Here is a 25,943-nt window from a genome sequence, read left to right on the forward strand (position 1 = left end):
GGTAATTTTTAGGCGTTGACTTTCTGAGGCTCGACGTTGACCTTCTGAGGCTCGATGTTGACCTTCTGAGGCTCGATGTTGACCTTCTGAGGCTCGATGTTGACCTTCCGAGGCTCAACTTTGACCTTCTGAGGCTCGACGTTGACCTTCTGAGGCTCGACGTTGACCTTCTGAGGCTTGACGTTGACCTTCTGAGGCTCAAAAATGCTTTGGCGACTTAGCGCTTATCGGTGAAGTCTAATATAGACCTAACCCCCAGCCCCTTCCCTGCAAGGGAAGGGGAGTAAGATTCAAAGCCTCTCCCCTTGTAGGGGAGAGGTTTGGAGAGAGGTTAAAGTGTATTTGAGATTAACGAGATGCACTATATAAATCGCGGCTACACAGACAAAACCCGCACTTCGGCAAGCTCAGTGACCACCTGCGTGGGTTTCAAGAATTTTTGGATACAAAACGCGAAAAGGGCATAACAATGTTATGCCCCTACAAATTATGTGTATTTTAGCAAGTTCACAATTGGTATAATTACCTATTTTAATCTTTAGCTAACTGGGACTTCGGGTTGCTTTTTCTTAGAACGGCGGTTAAACCTGCGTCCCATCTCATCAATTACTGCATCTAAACCTGTAACATCACCACTAGCTTTGGCATAGCTATAAACTGCTAATGCTGAGGCATATGCTTCACTAGCAGCAGCTATACAGGTATCATCTACCAATTCTTGCAGTTGTGTCAAAGATAACAGCACCGGATACAAGTCTTCATATATTTCTAAGTCTCGGCGCATCTCTTCCAAATCAAAAGAACGGGGTAAAAAATTAGGGTTCTGTGTCGCCACTTCCAAAGCTTTGCTGACAAAAGCCCGACTTTTATCTCCCATCTTCAGCATTATTCGCCGATCTTCAGGGGTCAAATCTACTAAAAACGGTAACTTTTCTCTAATTGTAGCGATCGCCTGCATGACTGCTTCTTTATCTGCTGGGGCTAGGCTGGCACTGATGCGATTTTCTGCCATTTTTAATACTCTTATAGGGAACTTAATTTCAGTATTCCCAAAGTTATAGAGGCGATCGCGTTTGTTGAGAGATAATTAACGATGAAACTGAATGCAGAAATCAATGCGTAAACAAATCATTGAATATACATCTCCATTAGATGCGCTGATTGCCCTTACCAAACAGTTGAATACCTATGAAATAAAGTACCAAATGAATTCAGAAGAATTTTTTGCCAAATATAGCCAAGGCGAAACTTCTGACGATGAAGTGTTTGTCGAATGGGCAGCAAACTACCAACATTATCTAGCTCTACACCAAGATATAAAGAGCAAACTTAGAGATGTCGCGTAAAGTCATCCAAGCATATTTAAATGAAATCGATCAACTTTTACTCAGATGCTCTAACATATACGTTGAAGAATATAGTGCCGTAATTTTAACGACAGAGAGAGCTAATCTCCGCATTAGAATACGTTTCGCTCTCAAATATTTACTAGCAATCAGTGAAGCCTTTATTATTGTAGATAATCAGATGACATATATCGATTACCGTTATCACTTTCAAAACGAGCAAAATAGTTTGATTTTTCGTTATGACAGTACACCACACTTTCCCAACTTGCCTAGCTTCCCGCACCATAAACATCTTTTCGATAACGTAATTGCTTGCGAAAAGCCACATATAGCCGATGTGCTACAAGAAGTAATGGAGTTTTTAGAGTCAAAACAAAACAATCAAATGTAACCGTTAAAATTTGCTCATTGATGCGTTCCTCCTAACCACCAATCACAGCGATCGCATCAATCTCTACCAACACGTCTTTAGGTAAGCGCGATACCTGAACACAAGCCCGCGCTGGGGCTGTATCTTCCGGGAAATATTTAGCATAAACGGCATTCACCGCCGCGAAATCGTTCATATCAGCTAAAAATACAGTGGTCTTCACGACATCCTGGAAAGTCGCCCCGGCTTCTGTGAGGATGGCTTCAAGATTAGCTAATACCTGCTCAGTTTGCTTTTTAACATCATCAGTGTAGACGACATCACCAAGGCGGGGATCGATGGCAATTTGTCCAGCTATGAATACAAATTGACCTGAAGCTGCGATCGCTTGATTATAAGGGCCGACTGGTGCAGGTGCGTTATCAGTATTAATTACTTTACGGGTCATAGATATCACTTTCTCTAACGATGTTTCCTGTTTACCGATTTCTGCTTCAGCTGCGATCGGTTTGTAGACTTCTCCATCTGGCATTATCGCACCAGTTAGGTCAGCATCTTTAAAGTTGACACCATAGATATTTGCACCAGTTAAATCTACCTTCTTCAGCTTTGCCTCTTTCAGATTCGCGTTGATCAAATCTACTTTTTGTAGTTCCGCTTTCTCTAAATTTGTCCCCTCAAGGCAGGCTTTTCTGAAATTTACACCGATGAGATTTGCTGCACCAAGATCAGCCTGAGTCAGATTCATACCTGACAAATCCTTTTGAGATAAATTAACACCCCGAATTTTAGCTCCCTGCAAATTAGCACCTTTGAGTATTACTTGAGCTAAGTTTGCTTGACTTAAATCAGCTGCAAACAAGTTAGCTCCACTTAAATTAGCACTAGTAAGATTAGCTCTAACGACTTTTGCTTCATTTAAGGATGCGTCAGTTAAGTTTGCAGAATTGAGTGTCGCATCACTCAAGTTGACGTTATCTAGATTGGCATTACTAAAGTTAGCGCTACTCAAGTTTGCTTTACTTAAGTTGGCATTATCTAGATTAGCGTTACTAAAGTTAGCGCTACTTAGTTTTGCTCCACTCAAGTCAGCACTACTTAGGTCTGCCCAACTCAAATTTAAACTAGAACTTTCGCCCAACTCACTCAAATTTGCACCTGTTAGAGAAGCTCTAGTGAGGTTTGCATTTTGAAGTAATGCTTTAGTCAGGTTGGCATCATTCAAATCTACACCCGTCAAATCTGCACCTTTTAGGTCTATTCCACTCAGATTTGCATATTTGAGGTCTACTCCTCTAAGATTCTCGTTGTGAAATTGCCTTTGCCCTTCAGCATATTTCTCTAACAGCGTCTCAGCGTCCATAATGCACCTTTAAATACCACTGACACAGTATAGTCACAAAAACTTCGTGTCACAGGTATTCCTCCCCCCTCTTCTCTCTGCACCCTCTGCGCCTCTGCGGTTCGTCCCTCTTACCCCAACCTCGGACGTATTCCATAATGCCGATATCGCCAATAATCGCGCAAAATGCGATCGTGGTCAAAACATAAATTACCAGGCACACACCAATACTCAAAAATGCCTACACCCTTAGCATCATCACCAGCCTTTGGTTCACCCTTAGCTGTCGCCAAAAACACAATACTAATGGTATGCTGACGCGGATCGCGATTTGGGTCAGAATATACCAGTAATTGTTCAACTAATTCCACCTGTAAACCCGTCTCTTCCTCAGCTTCTCGTCGCGCCGCCACTTCCACTGCTTCCCCATAATCTACAAAACCACCAGGAATAGCCCAACCTAAAGGTAGATTATGTCTTTCAATTAACACTATTGGCCGATGAGGTCGATCTACTAGTTCAATGATGATATCAACTGTTGGTGTAGGATTTCGGTAAGTCATAGTTATTTAGTCATTAGTCATTGGTCATTGGTCATTAGTCATTAGTCACTTGTACTGAGTTTCGGCTGCGCGGTAATCGAGCGACTTGCACTGAGCGGCGTCGAAGTGAGTCGAGATTCAACTACCGTGTAGTCGTTGGCGTGGTCACTGAGCGTAGTCGAAGTGCAGCCTCTCCAAAAGTTGTATTGGTTCTTCCCAAAGGACAAATGACAAAGCGCAAAGTCTGAGCAGAGGTTTCCTCCGGTCAGAACTTTGTAAGAGAGGACAAATGACAAACAAAATGAGTTTACTTGATTTCCCCTGCAAATACCGTTCAGTGATAAATTTGATGCGATCGCATCGTGTCTCGATCAGATAACTGCTCCCTCTCATAATTCAGATTAAATATGCCTTTTCCTAGATCCAGTGGCATTTTGCTGCATCCTACCTCCTTTCCCAGTCGATTTGGCATTGGGGATTTAGGCTTAGAAGCCTATCGCTTCATTGATTTTCTTAAAGAGAGCCATCAACAATATTGGCAAGTTTTACCACTGGGCCCTACTGGATACGGTAATTCTCCGTATATGTGCTACTCGGCAATGGCAGGAAATCCTCTGCTAATTAGCCCAGAAAAACTCTTAGAAGAAGGTTTACTATCTGAAGAAGACTTTGCCAATTTACCAGGATTTCCGGTAGAAAAGGTAGATTTCGATCAGGTTGTGCCGATTAAGATTGGGTTACTTAAAAAAGCCTGTGATAACTTTAGAAGCAATGCTACACCTATCCAGCAGAAAGAGTTTGCAGGTTTTTGCGATAGTAAAGCCTATTGGCTGGATAATTACGCCTTATTTATGGCGCTAAAAGATGCCAATGAGAATGCAAACTGGCACTCATGGAAGCCAGAATTTGTCAAGCGCGATCCCCAAGCATTGGAGCAAGCACAGCATCGGCTCAACGGAGGGATTTATTATTACAAATTCGTCCAATTTGAGTTTTTCCGCCAATGGTCTGACCTCAAAAGTTACGCTAATATGCGCGGCATTGACATTATTGGCGATATTCCCATCTACGTAGCTCATGATAGTGCTGACGTGTGGGCGCATCCCGACATCTTTTGCTTAGATGAAGAGACAGGAGCTGCTGCCCAAATGGCAGGAGTTCCACCAGATTACTTTAGCGCCACTGGTCAATTGTGGGGCAACCCGGTTTACAACTGGGAGGAATTGCAAAAACAAGACTTTAAGTGGTGGGTACAGCGCTTTGAGGCAATGCTGGATTATGTAGATATAATTCGCATTGACCACTTCCGCGGCTTCGAGGCTTATTGGGCTGTGCCGCAAGGTGAACAAACTGCCATAAATGGTAAATGGGTGGAAGCGCCTGGAGATGCTTTTTTTGAAGTGATTCGGCAAAAGTTAGGCAAGCTACCCGTCTTAGCAGAAGATTTAGGAGTAATTACACCGGGGGTAGAAGCGCTGCGAGACAAGTATGAATTTCCGGGGATGAAAATTTTGCAATTTGCCTTTAGTGCTGATTCTGCTAATCCATTTTTACCATTCAATTATCCGCACAACGCTGTAGTTTATACCGGAACTCACGATAATGATACAACCATAGGCTGGTTCAATACAGCTGAAGATGAGGAAAAGCAAAACTTGTTGCTTTATTTAGGTTCTATCAGCCCTGATGGCATTCACTGGGATTTGATTCGCCTAGCTTTAAGTTCTGTAGCCAACCAAGCGATTATTCCTTTGCAAGATATTTTGGGATTAGGAAACGAAGCGCGGATGAATTTTCCCAGTGTTGCTGAGGGGAACTGGGAGTGGCGCTATCAAGCAGGAGCGATAACAGACGAATTGCGCGATCGCTTGAAAGCTCTTACTAAACTCAATGGACGCGCCCCGCAAGAGCAAGTCGAGTGAGGACTGGGGACTGGGGACTGGGGACTAGGGGGATGAGAAAGATAACAGGGAGAAATATTGAACAAGTTTCTCCCCCATGCCCAATGCCCCATGCCCCATATTTCAAAACTTAGGTTTCGCAGCAATCCTAACTTCTTCCTCTTTCCCTGGCTCTCCCATTTCCTTAGCTTTCTCTTGATTGACGCTCACCAATACCCCACCGGCATTATCAGTTTTCACCGTCAGTTGCTCTTGGGCTTTCCAAACTCGGTGAGTTCCCTCTGGCAGAATACCCTCAAACTCGGTTTTGCCATCGGCTACTACACGAATCCAAGATGAGGCTTTCAAAGTTACACCAACCTGTACAACCTGTCTTTTTTGGACACCGCTCAGGGTATCGCTGACAGGTTGTACCTGTGTTGACTCTTTTAGTTGAGCTATTTCTGGTTTAACAACAGACTTTTGTTTTGGATATTGCTGGTTTGGGCTATTACTTGCTTGTAGTAAGGCGTTATTTAATAACTGAGATAACCCATTTACAGAGCATACTATTAGCAATATGTAAAGAAAGTAAAGATGAATCGGACGTAGTTGAGCTAGGGGTGAAGTTTTCCCCCTACTTAGAGGACTAACCTGTGCAGAACTGACCGGAAAAGTGCCAGAAAATTCTACTCCATTTAAGCCTAGTGCATCGGCAAATTGTCTGATCAAACCCTGAATATAGACTGGTTCTGGCAGATCGTTTAAATTACCTTCTTCGATCGCCTGCAATAATCGTCGGGGAATTCTCGTCAATGCAACCACTTGCTCTAGAGATAAACCCTGTTCTTGACGCAATGCCCAAAGTTGAGCGCCTAATTCTGCTAACTTTTCGGCTCGTTGTTCCTCTAATGAAAGTGATGGCTGGTGCTTATTTTTCTTTCTTAGCCATTTCATGCGTACTGACACTCCTTAACTCCACTGAATCAATAATTAGGTTGCGTTATTTGATCTTGCAAAAAGTGAATTTCATAATCTTTGAGGGAACGATATTTACCCTCTGACAAAAAGGGTTCTTTGAGAGTTTGTAATTGAATTGGGCCGATCGCAGTCCGATGCAGTTTAATTACTGGGTATCCTAACTGTTGAGCTATCCGGCGAATTTGACGATTTCTTCCCTCCTGCAACACTATTTCTAAAACGCTTTCTTCGGTACGACGTTCGATTAGGCGTACCTTAGCGGGCCTGGTTTTTCTACCCTCCAACATCACACCTTGACGCCACATCTGTAGTACCGTTTCTGGAGGATGTCCTTTGACCAAAACATGATATGTCTTGGAAATACTGTGACGTGGATGGGTTAGTCCAAATGTCAAGTCTCCGTCATTAGTCAGGATTAATGCTCCTGTAGAGTCTGCATCTAGACGTCCAACTGGGTGAATACCTGAACCTTCCCGTAATTCTTTCGGTAGTAGATCCAGGACTGTTGGTCTGCGATGAGGATCGTAGCAAGTCGAAACCACTCCCGCAGGTTTGTGCAGCAATAGATATATTAAAGCCGGACGCTGCTTTTGGGATACAGGCTTACCATCGATTGCGATCGCATCTTTTTCGGGATCAACTTTTTGACCTAAATGTGCCAATACCCCATTAATCCGCACTCGTGAGTGCCTAATCATTTCTTCGGCTTCACGACGTGAGGCGATACCCCATTGAGCAAGAATTTTTTGTAACCGTACCTCCATGTGGAAATTGCTTATTTATTGTTATCAATTAAATGATATTTGCATTTTGTAGCGAGTAGGCATAAATGTTACATTTAAAGCTTATTTAATTTCGGTTCGGTTGTAGAGCAAATACTCATAAACAGATTGGTTAAATGCCAGAGCAAAATCCCCAAACAACAAGTGGAAATAAAATCCGCATAATTACGCAGGTACTCACAACAGCAGTCAAGCTCTGGTTGAGATCGCAGACCAGCCAAATCTCTGAACTAGAAGTGGAGATTAAAGCTAGCGATCGCCAACTTTTCTCTGGACGCATTCCTACAGTATCTGTTTTTGCAACTCATGCAGTTTATCAAGGTCTCCTAATTACACAAATTCAATTAATAGCAGAAAATATTCGGGTAAATATCGGTTCCGTACTCAAGGGAAAACCTCTGCGACTGTTAGAAACAGTACCAGTGGTTGGCGATTTGATCGTAGACGAGAAGGATCTGAATGCTTCTCTCTCATCAGACTTATTATCGACTGCTTTGAGCGATCTCTTGGTTAAGGTTTTACCAAAAGATGATCCCCAGTCACAACCAATCAAGTGGCAAGAAATTCTCCTTGGGAACAACCAAATTATACTGCGAGGTTTCAGAGTAACCAATAGTGAAACAACGCCTCTAGAGATTTGTTTGGGCTTACAATTACTCAGTGGACATGAGTTGCAACTGGTACACATCCCAATGAAGTGCGATCAAGAAGATATATTAAAAGATAATTATGAGTACAATCTGGATCTTGGCTCAGACGTTGATATCGAAGAATTAACGCTAATCCCAGGCAAGCTGGTGTGTCGTGGGCGGATTAACGTTAACCCTTGACGATCAAAAATATTAATACCCTATTTTAAATGATGTGGCGTCTCTCGGAACAAGAGCAGGGGTGCAGGGGAGAAGTTGCAGTAAGTTTTTCTCCTCTGCCCCTCTGCCCCTCTGCCCCTCTGCCCCTCTGCCTCTTGTGCCTAATGACCAATGCCCAATGCCCAACTCACCTATTTACTAAGTAGTGGCAAAAGTAATGTCACAAAATAGTAAACCAAAGGAGCAGTAAAAATATAACTATCGGTACGGTCTAAAATACCACCATGACCGGGAATTAACTGCCCAGAATCTTTAACTCCAGCATCCCGCTTGAGCATAGATTCTGTAAGATCCCCTAAAAGACTAGCAATACCAATCAGCAAACCCAATGCTAAACCAGTGAACGGCGATTCAGGCAAATGAAGATAATAAGCTCCTGCTATGGCTACGGCAACACTTGAAGTAATACCAAATACAGCACCTTCGACAGTTTTTTTCGGGCTAATGTCAGACAAACGGGTTTTCCCAAAGAATTTGCCAATGGTGTAAGCACCGATATCAGCTGCCCAAATACAAAAAAAAGTCAGTAGTGTGGCTGTAAAACCTTGTGCTAATGAAGCGGAATTTGCCTTTTCCCAGAAATCTGTCCAGGTTGTGGGCCAGTAGCCCCCGAAAGGGAGATTACTAAAAGCAGCGCTATCAATTGCTCGTAACCGCACCCAGTAACTTGGTAAATAACCTACGTAAAACAGCCCCATAATAGAAGCGGAAACATCAGCGATCGTGGCAAATTTGGGTTGAAACAGCAGGTAAAAACAAATAAGTGTGCCAGCTATTGGCATCACAGCCTCGGCTAAACTGCCATCAAGGGTACAAATTACTAGCAAGACTTGGCTGACAGCCATAGTGGTTTTAGCGGCGGGAGCGATGCCTCTGGCTCGCACCAAATTAAAATATTCCTGTTGACCCAAAAAGATGATGACCGCAAAGATGATGGTAAAGTACCAACCCCCCAAAAGGGTTGCGGAAAGAGCAAGAGCGATCGCAACAATTCCACTAATAATCCGAGACCAAGGCATAAAAGTATTTTGGATTTTGGATTTTGGATTTTGGATTAGAGATTAGGTATTCAAGATTAGGGATTGGTAATTGTGACTTGGTTTCTGATGACATATCACCTAAATCCCCAATCTAAAATCTAAAATCGTTCGACTGAGCGACTTGCCTTAAGCGAAGTCGAAAGGAGCCGAAGTCTAAAATCTAAAATCTTTTTGATTTAGTCTAGTTTCTCACCACTGAGGATAAAAATGGGATCGGCGGCAGTAAAGGTTTGAGAAAAGCCGCGTGTTTCTAGGCGGTTAACCGCAGATTGAACGACTTCGATATTTCTAGCTCTTAATAGGGAAAAGCTCTGGGAAATAGCATATAGACTTTCTAGATTAGCAGCTGTGGCTACAACCCGACCGAATGGCGGCAAATAATGCCAAGCTGCTTGCAGAATTTCCTGAATAGGTCGTCCTCCCTCAATACAAACGCGATGAGGGGTAATTTTTAGGTCATGTAAACATTCTGGGGCGCTGCCTTCAACAACTTCGACATTTTTCACATCAAAGCGATCGCAGTTACGCTTGATCAGATTAGCTACTTCTTCATCCCTTTCGATAGCGATAATCTGTCCACCTGGACACAATAGCCCCACCTCTACCGGAATTGTACCTGTCCCTGCGCCAATATCCCACAACACAGAATCTGATTTTAGCCGCAGTTGAGAAATCAATAGCAGTCGGACTTCTCGCTGGCTCAGGGGAATTCCTGGCAAATGCTCAAATAAGTCATCGGGAATACCAGGGGTAATATAAGGCCAAAGTTGGGAGGGCATAGAATTACGCAATTATACTAAAGATATCGATTTGCCAAATTGAAAAGCTATCAGCTATAAAACTTTTCAACCGTAGCATTATAAGAAAACATAATGATTGGTGAAATATTAGGCGAACGCTACGAAGTTCAGCAGGTATTAGGAAAAAAAGCAGGGCGGCGGACGCTATTAGCTTGTGATTTACAAACTCAAAAATTAGTTGTCATTAAATTACTCTCTTTTAGTAGTGACTTTGAGTGGGATTCACTCAAGTTGTTTGAGCGAGAAGCTGAAACTTTAAAAAACCTAGCACATCCCTCAATTCCTGGCTATTTAAACTATTTTGAGGTAAATTTACCAACCATCAAAGGATTTGCTCTAGTACAAACTTATATCCCTGCACAAACTTTAGAGCAATGTTTACAAACTGGGCGGACTTTTACCGAAGTTGAAGTCAAACAGATAGCTAAAGCACTTTTAGAGATTCTCGTTTACCTACATGAACTACATCCGCCTGTAATTCACCGTGATATTAAGCCTAGCAATATTTTATTGGGGGAGCGTTCTGGAAATAGTGTCGGTCAAGTTTATTTGGTAGATTTTGGCTCAGTACAGACAGTCCTAGCTAGCGAAACTGGGACAAGAACTGTGGTAGGAACTTATGGTTATATGCCACCAGAGCAATTTGGCGGACGCACTGTTGCAGCATCAGACCTTTATAGTTTAGGTGCAACCTTAATTTACTTAGTGACGGGTACTCACCCAGCCGATTTACCCCAAAAGGATTTTCGCATTCAGTTTGAACAATTGGCTAATCTCAGTCCCAGCTTTAGCAATTGGTTAAAGTGGATGATTGAACCTAATTTAGAAAGGCGTTTGAGTTCTGCTAATCAAGCTATCGCAGCTTTAGAGAAACCACTACCAACAAACTTGCCTACTTTAGTTGTTGGCAAACCAGATGGGAGTAAGATTCAACTAACCAAAAATGGGGATTCTCTAGAAATTATCGTTCCACCATCTGGTTTTGATCCATCAATAGTATTTACAGGTTTATTTGCGATCGTCTGGAATTCATTTATTCTCTTTTGGACAATTGGCGCACTTTCAGCACCTTTTCCTGTCAACATCCCCTTTGCGATGTTTTCAATTCCTTTTTGGGGTGCTGGCTTTATGATGGTGTATAAATTTTTCTTTCATTTTTTTGGACGCATCTGCTTACGCTTGAATCCCGAACAAATTTCCCTAACTTGGGAATTGTTTGCTTGGAAATTTTATCGTCCCCGTGCCTCGCCAAGGCAAAGTATTAATAAATTAGTTTACATTCCCAAACATTTTACGAAAGATTCTGAAGGTACGAGAATTGCCGTTCCCGCACAATTGGATATTTGGGTAGGAGTAAAAAAATATCAACTTGGTGGTAGTGATGGTGCAATTAAATCGGAAGCGGAACTGGAATGGCTAGCTCAGGAATTAAGCAATTGGTTAGATTTACCAATTACCAATCCAATTAGAAGTTAGTTGTGCTGATTATTACTTTGTTCAACGTGTCCAGTTTTGTCTCTACTATCCTCACTATAGAACACATGTACTGCATGAGTGCAGATACTTGGCACATTGCCCTATTCATTCAGCAAATTGATCAAAAAAATAGCTAATAGTTTGAAAACTTATGCTTTTATGGATGATACTGTCTTCATAGACGTACAACTGTACTAACAAAGTTTAGATGAGACTTAATTGTAATCCTTACTACGAGACAAAATTTGGTGCTGCTTATTTAGGAAACAGCCTAGAATTAATGGCAGGTATTCCCGGCTGATTGAGGACTTGGAACAGCCACGCCAATACCAACTTACTTCTTTTGCTCAAGAAATTTTAGCTAATGCTGACAATACTTCATTTGTAAATCAGAGGTTTGCAGCGCACATATTAAACAATTTGTCAGGCATGGCTTTCTTAAAAGCTATTGATGCAATTAATGCGAGAGGAGAAGAAGCACAACTGGAGCCAATAGCCTATGAATTACAGGAAAGGGGATATGTCATATCACCTAGCGGCACTTACACAAGTACCATGAGAAGTTGGTTGTCCCAGGCAGGTGTTTTTGAACGAGAATACGAAATAAACTGGGATATTGTTTCAGAAATTCTAGGTATTAACAAAGATTTTATCGACGAGCTTTATACTTTGACTCCTGGACAAAAACATTTTCTGCTGAGTCTGCTTAATCTCGATATCAAAGAACTTATAGTAGCTAATAAAGTTGCTCAACATACTAGGAGTATTTACAAACTTAGACTCACAACTAAAAATTTAGTCAAGGATGTTATTGAACCTCTTGCCGCTCTCGGTTTAATAGAAACAGAAAAAACCACAGCTGGCAGAGGAGCTAAATCGAATAAAGTCAAGTTAACCAGCAAAGCCCAGTCTGAACTATTAGCACCCCTTCTAAAATCAATCGCTAATGAAACAAGGCTTTCGGAAATTGAACTCAACCGCACCTTTGATGATGTTGTAAATGAATTAAATCATCCAGATAAACATATTAAAGGCAAAGCGTTAGAACTTCTGGCAGTCTGGATGATACGCCTAACCAGTCTGCGTTTTACAAAATGGCGCAGTAGAGAAAATGGTAAAGGGGAAGTAGATGTTCTGGCAGCTTCAGACAGGTTTGTTTATAGTCGGTGGCAGATTCAATGCAAAAATACAAATAAGGTTGATATTGATGTCTTAGCTAAAGAAATCGGGCTGACATTTGTTACAGGGGCAGACGTGGTAATGGTTGTAACAACTGGTGAGTTTACAAGGGATGCTTATCAATATGCTTACAGAATGATGGAAGTATCCCGCTATTATATAATTTTGTTACAAAAAGATGATATTGAAGCAATTAAAAGGGATAAGACGAATATTGTTGAAATTTTCGATAGAAAGGCTAGGCGAGTCTTTACAAAGAAAGAACTCGACGTGTCTGACGAAGAGTTAAATGAAATTGAACAGGAAGAAGATTTGATGGCTGAAGCTATCAAAGATGAAGTAGATGATAATAGTTGAGATATTTGTTTGGCAATATCGGTATTGTTTTATGTTTAAATTAGGACTTAGCTGTGTATCTCGGCTTAACCTAAAGCATTGTTTTTGTATAGGCTTAATTATAAAATGATGTGGCAATTAGTACTTTTCAAGCAATTGTTTGTCGTGTAGAGATAGTTTCAACTCCTCAACAAAAAGGTATTAATTTTGAAATCTAAAATTGAGATTAAAATGGCTTTTAAGGGAGAATAATTTTAAAAGTTGATTTTCAAATAACAACTAAAATTATTTAATAATTATTTAATATTGTTTCTACTACAAGATACTTATCTGATTAAAGATTGTGTTAAGGTGTAAAAGTAGTTAAGTATAAACAATATTACTAATGTCTAAAGGTAAAAATCAACATATCGTCCCTCACTCTGAAGGTTGGGCAGTTAAGTCTGAGGGTGCTAGTAAGGCTACTAAAATATTCCACACCCAGCAAGAAGCCATTGAGAAAGGGCGTGAGATTGCTATTAATCAGCAGTCTGAATTATTAATACATAACCGAGAAAATCAAATTCGAGAGCGGAACAGCTACGGTAACGACCCGCACCCGCCTAAAGGTTAAAGACTAGTGCATTAGTTCAAAATGGACTGTCAGGTAAGTAATTTTACCTGACATTTATTTTTATATAGGAATAAAGAATGCTACGAACACGAGTTAGCTCAAGCGATTTGCAAAGTGTTGGTTATGATGCGACAACTTGTACACTTGAAATTAAGTTTCATAGTGGAGGCATATACCAGTATTTTAAAGTTCCAGAAGCTATTTATAGGAGACTAATGGCTGCTTCTTTACACGGGAAGTATTTTCACGCTTGTATCAAAGATTTATATTCTTATCAAAAAATAGCCTAAAGACCGCACATTAAAAGTTTCTCTATTAACTCTAAATGATAGTTCTATTACAAGAAACTAGTACATTTGAATTCAACCGCAGCACCTCTATATATCGCTCTGACAAGGTTACAGACGGAATAGACTGAAAAGATTTAGCCGCACTTTTCACGGATTTGAGTTGGTCAATCACAGACTGAGCTACTTTGGCAGATTATGCCAAGTTGCTCTGCCAAAAGTTTTTGAGGACAAAAAAACTGATCTTTATTAATTTTATTTATACCCTGTTTTACAAGATGTAGAATGCTTATCAGTGGCGAACTTATGGGATGTGATACCAAGTTGTGATAGATAGTATTATTTGCTTGAAAGCTAGTCCAGCAGAGCTTAGACGCTAAAGAATACTAACTTTGGCAACTTGGTATGAGCCATCAATGTCTATATTTAATTACAGATGCCTTAGAGGAAATTTATATGTTTGGACTGGGATGGCCAGAAATAGCTGTAATTAGCATAGTCGCTATTCTAATTTTCGGCCCAAAAAAAATTCCTGAACTGGGAACTGCACTGGGCAAAACCCTACGAGGTTTCAAGGAGGAGATGAAAACTCCCAGCGAGGAAACCAATCAGGAAGAAGAAAAACAGTAATTAAAAGAGTCAGGAGGAGCCAGCGCACTGCTTTCTCCTGATTTCTGACTACAGTAAGGTATTAACCACAGAAGAAGGCGCGATCCCATTTTGGGAATCGATGACAGTTGTGCCGGGATTTTGTTGGTGTGTTTCTTCCTTGGCTAAACCACGCAGCTTAATTAACTTAATTGCGCGAGTCACGCTTTCTGGCAAAATGACCACCAGACTGTTATCAGGAGCCATATCTAAGCCTTTATTGATTGCTTGGGTTTCATCCAGAATTGATTCATAGCGGCTATCAGGCTTAACTTCCGTGATGCCTTGAATAATCAACTGGGCAGCTGAACCCCGTAAGCGTCCCCGTGTATCATCGTCTTCTTTGATGATGATGTAATCAAAAATTTGCGCTGCTAATTTACCCAAAGTAACAAAATCTTCGTCGCGGCGATCGCCAGGGCCCCCAATTACACCAATCCGTTGTCCTGTAGTCCAGTTCCGCACAAAGGAACCTACAGCTTCGTAACTAGCTGCATTGTGCGCATAGTCTACCAAAGCGTGGTAGTTGCCCAAATTAAATAGATTCATGCGTCCCGGTGTTTGGCTAACTGAAGCCCGGAAGCTCTTCAAACCAGCACGAATCTGCTCAATTGTGACGTTTTGCACAAACGCTGCCAAACTTGCTGCCAAAGCGTTGGCAATCATAAACGGCGCACGTCCGCCCATTGTTAAAGGTATATTTTCAGCTCTTTCTATGCGGTGTGTCCAATCACCTTTAACAATTGACAAATAGCCATTTTCATATACTGCCGCTACTCCACCCTTTTGGATGTGCTTCCGCACTAATTCCGAATCGGGGTTCATGGTGAAGTAAGCAATATTAGCTTTAGTTTTTTCTGACATGGCGGCGACGCGGCGATCGTCGGCGTTAAGTACCGCATAGCCATCAGGAAATACAGCTTCTGCCACTACACTTTTGAGGTTAGCTAACTGCTCAATGGTATCTATATCGCCTATTCCTAAGTGGTCGGCCGCTACATTCAATACTACCCCTACATTTGCGGCTTCAAAGCCCAATCCAGAGCGGAGAATGCCACCGCGAGCCGTTTCCAGCACTGCTACTTCTACTGTGGGATCTTGGAGGATCAGGTGGGCACTTTGAGGGCCTGTATTATCGCCAGATTCTACTAAGTAATCACCGATATATGTTCCGTCGGTAGTAGTATAACCTACTACTTTTCCAGTCTGTTTATAAATATGTGCTAGTAGTCGAGTAGTGGTGGTTTTGCCATTAGTACCCGTGATGCTGAGGATAGGAATTTGGCTAGATTGTTCGTTGGGAAACAGCATATCCATCACTGCGCCAGCAACGTTGCGGGGAATACCCACGCTTGGGGCAACGTGCATCCGAAAACCGGGAGCGGCGTTAACTTCAACAATCACGCCATCTACTTCCCGCAGAGGACGGCTAATATCTGTGGTAACGATATCGAGTCCGGCAATATCTAAACCGATAATCTTAACTACTCGTTGTGCCAACCAAAGATTTTCTGGGTGAATTTCATCGGTACGGTCAACGGCACTACCACCTGTACTCAAGTTCGCTGTTGCTCTGAGATAACAAATAGTGCCCTTGGGTGGCACGCTATTTAGGGTGTAACCTTGCCTTTCTAGTAGCTGGTAGCTGGTGCGGTCTAGTTCAATCTTGGTCAGGACGTTATCATGTCCTTCACCGCGATTTGGGTCAAGGTTTGTTTCTTCAATCAGTTCGGCAATGGTGGATCTGCCGTTGCCAATGACATGAGCCGGGACACGTTCGGCTACTGCTACTACTTTCCCATTTACGACTAGTACCCTATGGTCGCGCCCAACGTAATATCTTTCGACAATAATTGACCGGGAAACTTGTCTGGCAGCTTCGTATCCAGCTTCAGCTTCTTCCCAAGTTCTGATATCAATGGTGATCCCACGCCCATGATTGCCATCTAGTGGCTTGATGACGATGGGATAGCCGCCAACGAATTCAATGGCTTGTTCTAAATCGTCTAAAAAGTTGATTACTGTACCTCTGGGTACTGGCGCACCAGCAGCAGCAAGGATACGTTTAGTGGCTTCTTTATCGCAAGCTAGTTCTACGCCCAGAATGCTGGTGTTGTCCGTCATTGTGGCCTGCATTCGCTTCTGGTTTACGCCGTAGCCTAGCTGAATCAAAAAGCGGGCTTCCAGCGACATCCAGGGAATACCTCTTTTTTCTGCTTCTTTGACGATCGCTTCCGTAGAAGGGCCTAAGGAAGCATCACGGGAAAAATCTTTCAGGTCTTGGATATCTTGCTCTAATTCTGCCTTGGGATAACGGCCTCGATCAACGATACTCTGGCATAGCCGTACTGCGGCTCGTCCAGCGTAACGTCCCGCTTCCTCATTCAGGTACTCGATTACTACTTGGTAAATTCCGGGTGTGGCAGTTTCGCGGGTGCGACCAAAGCCGACATGCATACCAGCTAATTCTTGGAGTTCTAAGGCTACGTGTTCCACTATGTGGCCGATCATAGTGCCTTCTTTGACTCGCATCAGAAAACCACCGCGACAGCCAGGCGAACAATAGTGACCCTCCAGACTCGGCAGCGCCTCAACTAATCCTTCATAAAAGCCAGGGATTTCATTCGAGGGCGTCTCGGCGAGGGTTTCTAAATCGAGGCGCATGACGATCAGTTTGTGGCGTCGAATGCTCCAATAGTTTGGGCCGCGTAATGTCTGGATCTTGAGGATTCTCATGGGAATAGGTAGATGGAGATTCGGAACCAAAATTCTAGTTTCTTACTGGAATTGACCGCTAAACTGTTTACAATGAACAGTTTTTTCTTTTTACATGGTATTCTTATCATTTTTCTACGGTAAGAAATAATAAATGTGCGGTCAACTCAGTGTAACCTCAGATACTCTATCCCGTCAGCTGGAGATTCGGTGTACAGCAGGCAATACAGTCCGCTGGTACAAGTGGAAGCGATCGCCTAAGCTGAGGATATGGAGACGTAAATTATGTACGGTTAAAGGTTCATTAGCACCGACATGGGGTTCGTTAGTATGGGTCAGTTCGGTGGGATCGACAATGGTGACACTGCCTTTACCCATAACTTGTAGCCAACCATCACGTTCAAACACTGCACAAGTATCTTCGTCAATGCCAATACCTAAGCGATCAGGATGAGCTGAGATCGCACTAATCAGTCGCCCCATCCGATTACGGTTGTGAAAGTGTTGGTCAACGATTACTTCCGGAATAAATCCCAAACCCGTTGCCATATCCACTAGGGAACGATTGGGCGTCTCTCCACTACCGCCGCCAGCAATCATGTGATGCCCCATTACCGCCGCTCCTGCACTGGTGCCTGCTAACGTAAGTTGCCCCGCCCTCACCCGCTGACGAATAATTTCCATTGCTGGCGTATCTGCCAATACGCCACAAAGACGCAGCTGGTCTCCTCCTGTCAAAAATACCCCACTACAGGCTTCTAAGGATGCTTTGATCTGGGAGGCTTCACACTGTTCTCGTTCGCGGATGTCTAAAATCTCTACCTTCTGGGCACCCATTTCTTCAAAAATGCGAATATACCGGCCACCGATGATGGCAGGTTCGCGAGAGGCAGATGGAATAATTGTAATATAAGCCTTACTAGCACCGGCGCGTCCAAAAAAAGTTCGTAGGATTTCGCGCCCATGAACTTTATCTTCTGCACCTCCGATAACCAGAACGGCGGTTTTAGTTGCTTGGGGTGTCCTCATTTCTAGCGATTTAGCTTGTAATTGCGGCATTTTGGTTCTCCTGTCAACAACTTCAGGAGCCATCGCTTTGGACGGGTTCCCCGGCTTGTGGCGAATGGCGTGTGAATTTAACAAGGTTCAGTTACCTGATAATTTTTGCGCTTTGCAACTTTTGAGAGGACACTTTTTGGAAGTCTGGAACTGGGGAAAGCCACTCTCCAAATTCTCGCTTAACGCTCGCGTTGCCTCAGTCTAAACGTGTTTGTTTCCATTCCTCAAAGTCAGCGCCTTGTTTTTCACCTGTCCACTTGCAGCAGGGCAAAATAGTCTTTGAGTAGCTAGATTCCCCTTTAGATTTGGGGACAAGCAATTAAGACTACGCTTTTTTCTGAGGCTGGCTCGATGCATCCTGGAAGTTGTTAACTTGATATGATTATTAATTTAAATGTAGTTGTGACAACATTTAAACATAAATTAAGTAATTAGAAAAACTTTTGATCCCATCTAAAATCCAGGAGGTCTGGTAGTTTTAGATACTATTGATAAAGTTTAACTGGAGTTTAACCCGACCTTGGCTTGCTGGTGTTTGCTAGACATTCAAATTTAAGATTAGTGTCCTCGAATACGAATAACTGTGCGCTTTGATATAGTTACGCTTTTTCCTGACTGTTTTAACTCTGTTCTCAATTCTGGGCTGCTAGGTAAAGCCTTAGCCAAACAGATTGCCGAAGTGCATCTGATTAATCCACGGGACTTTACCACTGACAAACACCGAAAGGTAGATGATGAACCCTACGGCGGCGGCGTTGGGATGCTAATGAAGCCAGAACCTATTTTTACCGCTGTGGAGTCGCTGCCGATTCTACCCCGAAGAGAAGTAATTTTGATGAGTCCACAGGGTCAAACAATTAATCAACCTCTTTTGAAAGAATTGGCGACAAATTATGACCAGTTAGTAGTTATTTGCGGGCATTACGAAGGAGTGGATGAGAGGGTGCTGCATTTGGTAACTCGTGAAGTATCTTTAGGCGATTTTATTCTGACCGGTGGGGAAATTCCAGCAATGGCTTTGATTAATGGCGTCGTGCGGCTGCTCCCAGGAACCGTGGCCAAAACTGAGTCCCTGATAGCAGAAAGTTTTGAAGAGGGGTTATTGGACTATCCCCAATATACTCGTCCTGCGAATTTTCGCGGTTTGAAAGTGCCTGATGTCTTGCTCAGTGGGAATCATGCCGCGATCGCAAAGTGGCGTTACGAACAACAAATTCAAAAAACCCGCGATCGCCGCCCCGATCTCTTGGAAAAATGGAAAGGGGGAACAGGGAAAGCAGGGGAGCAGGGAGAGAATAATAATTTCTAACTCCTGACAAATGACAAATGACAAATGATAAATGACAAATGACAAAAATTCGTATTGGTAATGGCTACGATATTCACCAACTGGTGAGCGATCGCGCTTTGATTTTAGGTGGAATTCAAATTCCCCATGAACTGGGTTTATTGGGGCATAGTGACGCTGATGTACTTACCCATGCAATTATGGATGCCATGCTTGGCGCATTATCCTTGGGGGATATTGGTCATTATTTTCCTCCTAGCGATCCCAAATGGGCAGGAGCAGATAGTTTAGTACTATTAAATCAAGTACATCAACTGATTCGGGATCAAGGTTGGCAGGTGGGAAATATTGACTCGGTGGTAGTAGCAGAACGTCCTAAATTAAAGCCACATATTCACAATATGCGCGACAAACTAGCGGCAGTTTTAGAATTACAACAAAATCAAATTAGTATCAAAGCTACCACCAACGAAAAATTAGGCCCCGTTGGGCGTGAAGAAGGTATATGTGCTTATGCAGTTGTCTTACTAGTTGCTTCAGAATAACTTTTTTGAGATTTTGATCAAGATATTTCAGACTGCTTAAGATGGAAATAAATTTGAAACTATGAAAGTTTTTAGAAAAATATTTTTGGCAATTAAACGTTTTTGGTTGCCAATAATTCTAACTTCAGCAACAGCACTTACACTTACCGCCTGTAACCCAACTAACTTCAAAAGTGCAGCTGCTCAATTACCACAATTAGTAAGCGCTATTCTCAGCGATCCCAAAACTTTTAATTATCCTCTCAGTCAGGAGTCCCCGAATGTTTTTCCTTTGATTTATGAAGGATTAACTACTGAAAACCCGATAAGTGGGAAAATCGAGCCTTCTTTAGCGGAGTCTTGGGAAATTTCGGATGACAAATTACGGTTTGTTTTTACTCTACGCCAGGGATTAAAATGGTCTGATGGCAAGCCTTTAACAGCCGATGATGTAGTATTTACCTTCAACGATATTTATCTTAACGAAGCGATTCCCGCAGATGCTAGAGATGTGCTACGGATTGGTGAAAGTCGGGCATTGCCAAAGGTACGAAAAATCGATGATCAACGGATTGAATTTACGACTCCAGATCCATTTGCGCCATTTTTGGGAACTCTAGGACTACCAATTTTACCTGCCCATACCCTAGAACCATTTATTAAGACAAAAGACCAAGATGGTAAGCCAATATTTTTGTCTAAATGGGGCGTTGATACTCCTCCAGATCAAATTATCGTTAACGGCCCTTACAAAATAGAGCGCTACGACACCAGTCAGCGTGTAGTGTTCAGGCGCAACCCCTATTACTGGCGAAAAGGGTCAAAAGGAGAATCCCAGCCTTATATTGAAAGGATTGTGTGGCAAATTGTAGAATCAACAGATACCTCCTTGCTACAATTTCGTTCTGGTGGATTAGATACTGTAGGAGTCTCACCAGATTATTTTTCTTTGCTAAAGGTGCAAGAAGAGCAGGGAAATTTCAAAATTTTCAATGGTGGCCCTGCAACTGGTACAACGTTTATTTTGTTCAATTTAAATAAAGGTAAAAGGGATGGAAAACCATTGGTTGATCCAGTCAAGTCGCGTTGGTTTAATACTGTAGAATTTCGGCAAGCAGTAGCCTATGCGATTGACCGACAAACAATGATTAACAATACTTTTCGGGGTTTGGGTAAACCACAAAATTCACCCATTTCCGTGCAAAGCCCTTATTATTTGTCACCAGAAGAAGGTCTAAAAGTTTATAACTACAATATACAAAAGGCGAAGGAACTGCTACTAAAAGCAGGATTCAAATATAACAACAACCAACTAATTGATGATCGAGGAAACCGCGTCCGCTTTTCGTTGCTCACCAATGCTGGTAACAAAATCCGCGAAGCAATTGGATCGCAAATTAAACAAGACCTGAGTAAAATTGGTATTCAAGTCGATTTCACTCCTCTAGCGTGGAATACTTACACAGATAAGCTGTCAAATTCATTAGACTGGGAAGTTTCTATGCTAGGTCTGACTGGTGGTTTAGAACCAAATGATGGAGCTAATGTCTGGTCTCCTGAAGGTGGATTACACATGTTTAATCAGAAACCCCAAGCAGGACAAAAACCAATTCAAGGTTGGGAGGTGGCTCCTTGGGAAGCAGAAATTGCTAAGTTATACATTCAAGGGGCAAGGGAATTAGACCCAGCAAAGCGGAAAGAAATTTATGCCGAAACCCAAAAGATTACCCAAGAAAATTTACCGTTTATTTATCTAGTTAACGCTTTATCAATGTCAGCAGTGCGTAATCGCTTTGAAGGTATTCAATACTCTGCACTTGGTGGCGCATTCTGGAACATTCACGAAATCAAAATAACAAATTAGTTATTAGTCATTGGTCATTAGTCATTACTTGCAGATAAAAATAAATGACAAAGGACAAATGACAAAGGACAAAGGACAAATGACAAATGACCGATGAAAAAACTTTGCGATCGCTCCTCGAAGCGGTTGCTAATGGTAAAGTTACGCCAGATACGGCATTAGACTCACTCAAAGATTTAACTTATGAATCTGTAGGTGAGTTTGCCAAAATTGACCACCATCGCCAGCTAAGAACTGGTTTCCCAGAGGTGATTTGGGGGCCTGGTAAGACTCCCGACCAAATTGCTCAAATTATGGAAGTGATGCGCCTCCGCAACCCGGTGGTGATGGCAACTCGCATTGAACCAATAGTTTATACCACACTGCAATCAAAAGTTAGCGGTTTGCGATATTACGAATCGGCGCGAATTTGTGCGATCGCTCCCCCTACCATCGAACCACAATTTGCAGGTGAAATTGGCATTCTTTCTGCTGGTACTGCCGATTTAGCCGTTGCTGAAGAAGCGGCTGTCACTGCTGAACTTTCTGGTTTTCGGGTACAGCGTCTCTGGGATGTTGGTGTTGCTGGAATTCATCGTTTGCTGAGTAACCGCCACCTGATTGAGTCCGCATCGGTGTTAATTGTCGTGGCGGGGATGGAAGGCGCTTTACCCAGCGTTGTCGCAGGTTTAGCAAGTTGTCCCGTGATTGCCGTACCAACCAGCATTGGTTATGGGGCAAGTTTTGGTGGTTTAGCACCTCTATTGACAATGCTTAACTCTTGTGCTGCGGGAGTAGGCGTAGTAAATATCGATAATGGTTTTGGTGCAGCAGTTTTGGCGGGACAGATTTTGCGGACTGCCGAGAAATTGCGGTTGGCATCAGCTGCATCTTGAGTTAAGACATTGAAGTTACATCCAATATTTCAGTAAATATCAGTAATTAATATGAAGAAGGGCAAAGGGGAAAGGGAACCCCATACTTTAAAGCAAGGGTTTTAAATAAAGACGCTGATTTTTCTCTCTGCGAGAAGCCAAGGGCGAACCCACTACGTGTCTCAAAATCTTCTTTTTTTGTTCGACCTATTTAAAAATAGGAGCTTTGTACCTTGTGGGGAAAAGTTCTTTATTCCTGCCCTTTCCCCTTTCCCTTTCCCCTTTTCCCCTTCTTGGTAAAGAATAAACTGATGCTGAAATTTGCCACCCATAACTTCTTAATCATCAAAGATGAGTAATTACAGCGATTTGACATCTCAGTTACTTTGGCATTTGCCTGTAAATTGGACAGGCCTAGCACAAACAATCACCGATCCAAACGTTATGGGTCAGATTCAAAAAGCTTGGGGCCACTTTATACAAACAGGTCAAGTGTGGGCATTGTTGATTGGTTTAGTCATTGGCTATATGATTCGGAATCTAACTAGCTACGGTTAAATTTAAAAGTTAGGAGTTGAAAGTGAGGAGTGAGAAGTTAGGAGTCAAAAACTCATAACTCCTCACTCTTAACTCTTAACTATCGCCCACTCTTTTCAGAATTTATGACCAAAAAAGAAACTTGGAGCCAGCGGTTTGAATCAGCGTTGCATCCAGCGATCGCTCGTTTTAATGCCAGTATAAGTTTTGATATTGAATTAATCGAATATGACCTCACTGGTTCTCAAGCTCATGCCAAAATGCTTGCTCACACGGGCATCATCTCCCCAGAAGAAGGAGAGCAACTGGTTGCAGGTTTAGAACAAATTCGCCAGGAGTACCGCCAAGGTAAATTTCAGCCTGGTGTCGATGCTGAAGATGTGCATTTTGCAGTTGAACGCCGACTGACAGAAATTGTTGGCGATGTAGGTAAAAAGGTGCATACAGCGCGATCGCGTAATGACCAAGTTGGAACCGATACCAGACTCTATCTCCGCGACCAAATCCAACAAATCAAAAGCCAATTACGAGAATTTCAAGGTGTTTTACTAGATATAGCTGAAAAAAACGTTGAAACTCTGATTCCTGGCTATACCCACCTCCAACGCGCCCAACCCGTGAGTTTAGCTCATCACCTCTTGGCATACTTTCAAATGGCGCAACGTGACTGGGAACGACTAGAAGACGTTTCTCGCCGCGTGAATATTTCACCTTTGGGATGTGGTGCTTTAGCAGGAACTACTTTCCCCATTGATCGCCACTACACAGCCAAACTCTTGAATTTTGACGATATTTATGCTAACAGCCTCGATGGAGTGAGCGATCGCGATTTTGCGATCGAATTTTTGTGTGCTGCTAGCTTGATTATGGTTCACCTCAGCCGCCTTGCAGAAGAAGTCATTCTTTGGTCATCTGAAGAATTTCGCTTTGTTACTCTCAAAGATAGCTGTGCTACGGGTTCCAGTATCATGCCCCAAAAGAAAAACCCCGATGTACCAGAATTGGTACGGGGGAAAACGGGACGTGTATTCGGTCATCTCCAGGCGATGTTAGTGATTATGAAGGGGCTACCCCTGGCATATAACAAAGACTTACAAGAAGATAAAGAAGGTCTATTTGATAGCGTTAACACAGTCAAAGCCTCTCTAGAAGCGATGACGATTTTGCTCAGGGAAGGCTTAGAATTTCGTACCCAGCGGTTAGCATCAGCGGTAGCGGAAGATTTTTCTAATGCTACCGATGTAGCAGACTATCTGGCAGCACGGGGTGTTCCTTTTCGAGAAGCTTACAACCTTGTGGGTAAGGTGGTAAAAACTAGTATTGCCGCAGGTAAACTCCTAAAAGATTTGAAATTGGAAGAGTGGCAACAACTACATCCAGCATTTGCAGCAGATATTTATGAGGCAATTTCTCCCCGTCAAGTTGTTGCTGCGCGTAACAGTTATGGAGGCACTGGCTTTGCACAGGTAAACAAAGCACTAATAACCGCTCGCGGTCAAATTGCTCAATAGAGAGAGTTGGGAAGTGAGAATTGGCGGGGAGATAAGGGAAATAAGGGAATTATTGAATAAATCTCTCCCTTGTCTTTTCTCTGTACCCAATGCCCTTCAGGAGTGCTGTGAGCGGAAGCGGGGCGTTTAGCCCGTGCTGAGTGCTGAGTTGTGAATCTCACTTATTTACTGGGAACTCGGAACTGTTTCGCCCAATGCCCCAATCCCCAATAAATAAGGGCGTACAAATAAATGTGCGCCCTAAAAGGCAAATAATCCAAACAATAAGGATTTAGGCAAGCAGCTTATTCAGTGTCAGCTGCTGCTGCGCCTTCTTCTTCCTCACTCTTTGGTGGTCTTTGTTGGAACCTTCTCTGCATTCTTCCTGTCGTAGTCCGTTTACGAAACTTTCTGGCATACGCCTGGTTACGTAGCGCCTTTTCTTTTTTCGGGTTACGGCGCTTGGCCATGTTCACCTCTATTAATAAACAACAAAAAAGTAGTAACTAGGCATCACTTAGGCAATATTAGCTACCAATGTTATTGATATACTTTTAGCCTAGTGCAGCAATAAATACGCTTTAAACAGTGTACTAGTCTATCGCATTATACCTTACTTTGTCAATAGAAATTATAAATTATCCCTGCCAGCAAGACGAAAAATATCTTTTCTTAGATTACAATCTATCAAATAGATTGTAAATTACCTCATTAGTTGTTGTTGAAAGAAACCAATATTATCAACAAATCATTCAGGGGGCATAAGTAGGTTGAAACATAGAGTCTAATATTTGATTTAGTGGTCTTTAATTAATTGTAGGTTTGAAACCCTACTTAATTGGTTCTTATAAATTCAGAATCCATAATTTTTGATTTTGACTTATTATGGATATTATTTATTTTAATGTGTTCTAAAAATCTATTATTAACAGCTAGTTTCAGCAGCACTAATGCTAGCTATAAACTGAAATTTTACCTGGTTAAAAAAATATTATGTATATATAAACACAGTGCTTGTATTGAAACTTGATGTTAGAATTGATAATATTCTACGTAAATCGTGAGAATAAAATCTCAAACCACAAACATTTTTGTATAAAACAAAACTCAACAAAATT

Annotated in this window: 25 protein-coding genes; 15 read left to right on the forward strand and 10 right to left on the reverse strand. The window is 42.3% G+C overall.

Annotated features, from left to right (window positions below):
• Positions 1–538: 538 nt before the first annotated feature.
• The gene (locus tag RMY16_RS28225; RefSeq protein WP_322739135.1) at positions 539–1,012 is read right to left on the reverse strand and encodes a hypothetical protein; all 474 of its coding nucleotides are present in this window, start codon (positions 1,010–1,012) and stop codon (positions 539–541) included.
• Between the two features lie 103 nt (positions 1,013–1,115).
• Between RMY16_RS28225 and tumA the strand changes: the two genes are divergently transcribed.
• Both tumA and tumE read left to right on the forward strand, forming a co-directional pair.
• Entirely contained in the window at positions 1,116–1,346 is a 231-nt protein-coding gene (tumA, locus tag RMY16_RS28230; protein ID WP_196515916.1) for an antitoxin TumA, read from the forward strand.
• Positions 1,336–1,740, forward strand: coding sequence for a toxin TumE (gene tumE / locus RMY16_RS28235; protein WP_322739136.1), 405 nt, complete (start codon positions 1,336–1,338; stop codon positions 1,738–1,740). The genes tumA and tumE overlap by 11 nt, the downstream gene beginning before the upstream one ends.
• A 31-nt stretch (positions 1,741–1,771) precedes the next feature.
• Here tumE and RMY16_RS28240 read toward each other — a convergent pair whose 3' ends face one another.
• Entirely contained in the window at positions 1,772–3,082 is a 1,311-nt protein-coding gene (locus RMY16_RS28240; protein ID WP_322739137.1) for a Rid family detoxifying hydrolase, read from the reverse strand.
• A 110-nt stretch (positions 3,083–3,192) separates the two neighbouring features.
• Positions 3,193–3,624 carry an NUDIX hydrolase gene (locus tag RMY16_RS28245; protein WP_322660619.1) on the reverse strand — a complete coding sequence of 144 codons (432 nt, stop codon included), beginning with the start codon at positions 3,622–3,624 and terminating at the stop codon, positions 3,193–3,195.
• A gap of 386 nt (positions 3,625–4,010) precedes the next feature.
• Here RMY16_RS28245 and malQ point away from each other — a divergent pair, with 386 nt between their 5' ends.
• Positions 4,011–5,525 carry a 4-alpha-glucanotransferase gene (gene malQ, locus RMY16_RS28250; protein WP_322739138.1) on the forward strand — a complete coding sequence of 505 codons (1,515 nt, stop codon included), beginning with the start codon at positions 4,011–4,013 and terminating at the stop codon, positions 5,523–5,525.
• Positions 5,526–5,627: 102 nt separating this feature from the next.
• Here the strand turns inward: malQ and RMY16_RS28255 are convergent, their stop codons facing one another.
• Both RMY16_RS28255 and RMY16_RS28260 read right to left on the reverse strand, forming a co-directional pair.
• The gene (locus RMY16_RS28255; RefSeq protein ID WP_322710921.1) at positions 5,628–6,440 is read right to left on the reverse strand and encodes a RodZ family helix-turn-helix domain-containing protein; all 813 of its coding nucleotides are present in this window, start codon (positions 6,438–6,440) and stop codon (positions 5,628–5,630) included.
• A 29-nt stretch (positions 6,441–6,469) separates the two neighbouring features.
• Positions 6,470–7,228: a pseudouridine synthase gene (locus tag RMY16_RS28260; protein WP_322739139.1), complete on the reverse strand. Its 759-nt coding sequence runs from the start codon at positions 7,226–7,228 to the stop codon at positions 6,470–6,472.
• 134 nt (positions 7,229–7,362) lie between these two features.
• Between RMY16_RS28260 and RMY16_RS28265 the strand changes: the two genes are divergently transcribed.
• The gene (locus tag RMY16_RS28265; protein ID WP_322660627.1) at positions 7,363–8,076 is read left to right on the forward strand and encodes a DUF2993 domain-containing protein; all 714 of its coding nucleotides are present in this window, start codon (positions 7,363–7,365) and stop codon (positions 8,074–8,076) included.
• Positions 8,077–8,246: 170 nt separating this feature from the next.
• Here RMY16_RS28265 and RMY16_RS28270 read toward each other — a convergent pair whose 3' ends face one another.
• Complete coding sequence (locus RMY16_RS28270) at positions 8,247–9,134, reverse strand: phosphatidate cytidylyltransferase (protein ID WP_322739140.1); 888 nt, start codon at positions 9,132–9,134, stop codon at positions 8,247–8,249.
• A gap of 197 nt (positions 9,135–9,331) precedes the next feature.
• Positions 9,332–9,934 carry a precorrin-6Y C5,15-methyltransferase subunit CbiT gene (gene cbiT, locus RMY16_RS28275; RefSeq protein ID WP_322660631.1) on the reverse strand — a complete coding sequence of 201 codons (603 nt, stop codon included), beginning with the start codon at positions 9,932–9,934 and terminating at the stop codon, positions 9,332–9,334.
• A gap of 93 nt (positions 9,935–10,027) precedes the next feature.
• On the opposite strand from cbiT, the gene RMY16_RS28280 reads away from it, so the two are divergent.
• The 5 genes from RMY16_RS28280 to tatA all read left to right on the forward strand — a co-directional run bounded on the left by RMY16_RS28280 (position 10,028) and on the right by tatA (position 14,476).
• Positions 10,028–11,431 (forward strand): serine/threonine-protein kinase, encoded by a 1,404-nt coding sequence (locus tag RMY16_RS28280; protein ID WP_322739141.1) that lies wholly within the window; start codon positions 10,028–10,030, stop codon positions 11,429–11,431.
• Between the two features lie 309 nt (positions 11,432–11,740).
• Positions 11,741–12,967: a restriction endonuclease gene (locus RMY16_RS28285; protein ID WP_322739142.1), complete on the forward strand. Its 1,227-nt coding sequence runs from the start codon at positions 11,741–11,743 to the stop codon at positions 12,965–12,967.
• Positions 12,968–13,331: 364 nt separating this feature from the next.
• The gene (locus tag RMY16_RS28290; RefSeq protein ID WP_322739143.1) at positions 13,332–13,559 is read left to right on the forward strand and encodes a DUF2188 domain-containing protein; all 228 of its coding nucleotides are present in this window, start codon (positions 13,332–13,334) and stop codon (positions 13,557–13,559) included.
• A gap of 77 nt (positions 13,560–13,636) precedes the next feature.
• Entirely contained in the window at positions 13,637–13,849 is a 213-nt protein-coding gene (locus RMY16_RS28295) for a KTSC domain-containing protein (RefSeq protein ID WP_322739144.1), read from the forward strand.
• 453 nt (positions 13,850–14,302) lie between these two features.
• Positions 14,303–14,476, forward strand: coding sequence for a twin-arginine translocase TatA/TatE family subunit (gene tatA, locus RMY16_RS28300; protein WP_094348761.1), 174 nt, complete (start codon positions 14,303–14,305; stop codon positions 14,474–14,476).
• A 48-nt stretch (positions 14,477–14,524) separates the two neighbouring features.
• Here the strand turns inward: tatA and cphA are convergent, their stop codons facing one another.
• On the reverse strand, positions 14,525–17,230 hold the full coding sequence (gene cphA / locus RMY16_RS28305) for a cyanophycin synthetase (protein ID WP_322739145.1): 2,706 nt from the start codon (positions 17,228–17,230) through the stop codon (positions 14,525–14,527).
• A gap of 174 nt (positions 17,231–17,404) precedes the next feature.
• Positions 17,405–18,268: a cyanophycinase gene (locus RMY16_RS28310; RefSeq protein ID WP_322739152.1), complete on the reverse strand. Its 864-nt coding sequence runs from the start codon at positions 18,266–18,268 to the stop codon at positions 17,405–17,407.
• Positions 18,269–18,851: 583 nt separating this feature from the next.
• Here RMY16_RS28310 and trmD point away from each other — a divergent pair.
• From trmD to argH, 6 genes are all read left to right on the forward strand, one after another.
• A complete protein-coding gene (gene trmD / locus RMY16_RS28315; RefSeq protein ID WP_322739146.1) occupies positions 18,852–19,577 on the forward strand; it encodes a tRNA (guanosine(37)-N1)-methyltransferase TrmD in 726 nt (241 codons plus the stop codon).
• Positions 19,578–19,615: 38 nt separating this feature from the next.
• Positions 19,616–20,101, forward strand: coding sequence for a 2-C-methyl-D-erythritol 2,4-cyclodiphosphate synthase (gene ispF / locus RMY16_RS28320; protein ID WP_322739147.1), 486 nt, complete (start codon positions 19,616–19,618; stop codon positions 20,099–20,101).
• Positions 20,102–20,162: 61 nt separating this feature from the next.
• Positions 20,163–21,944, forward strand: a complete 1,782-nt coding sequence (locus RMY16_RS28325) for an ABC transporter substrate-binding protein (RefSeq protein ID WP_322739149.1) — start codon at positions 20,163–20,165, stop codon at positions 21,942–21,944.
• A gap of 86 nt (positions 21,945–22,030) precedes the next feature.
• Entirely contained in the window at positions 22,031–22,819 is a 789-nt protein-coding gene (gene larB, locus RMY16_RS28330; protein ID WP_322739150.1) for a nickel pincer cofactor biosynthesis protein LarB, read from the forward strand.
• 330 nt (positions 22,820–23,149) lie between these two features.
• Positions 23,150–23,356: a hypothetical protein gene (locus tag RMY16_RS28335; RefSeq protein ID WP_322660645.1), complete on the forward strand. Its 207-nt coding sequence runs from the start codon at positions 23,150–23,152 to the stop codon at positions 23,354–23,356.
• Between the two features lie 104 nt (positions 23,357–23,460).
• On the forward strand, positions 23,461–24,846 hold the full coding sequence (gene argH, locus RMY16_RS28340) for an argininosuccinate lyase (protein ID WP_322739151.1): 1,386 nt from the start codon (positions 23,461–23,463) through the stop codon (positions 24,844–24,846).
• Between the two features lie 284 nt (positions 24,847–25,130).
• Here the strand turns inward: argH and RMY16_RS28345 are convergent, their stop codons facing one another.
• The gene (locus tag RMY16_RS28345; RefSeq protein WP_167407613.1) at positions 25,131–25,295 is read right to left on the reverse strand and encodes a hypothetical protein; all 165 of its coding nucleotides are present in this window, start codon (positions 25,293–25,295) and stop codon (positions 25,131–25,133) included.
• Positions 25,296–25,943: the final 648 nt, after the last annotated feature.

Source organism: Nostoc sp. DedQUE12b, from assembly GCF_034530835.1.
Lineage (GTDB): Bacteria > Cyanobacteriota > Cyanobacteriia > Cyanobacteriales > Nostocaceae > Nostoc.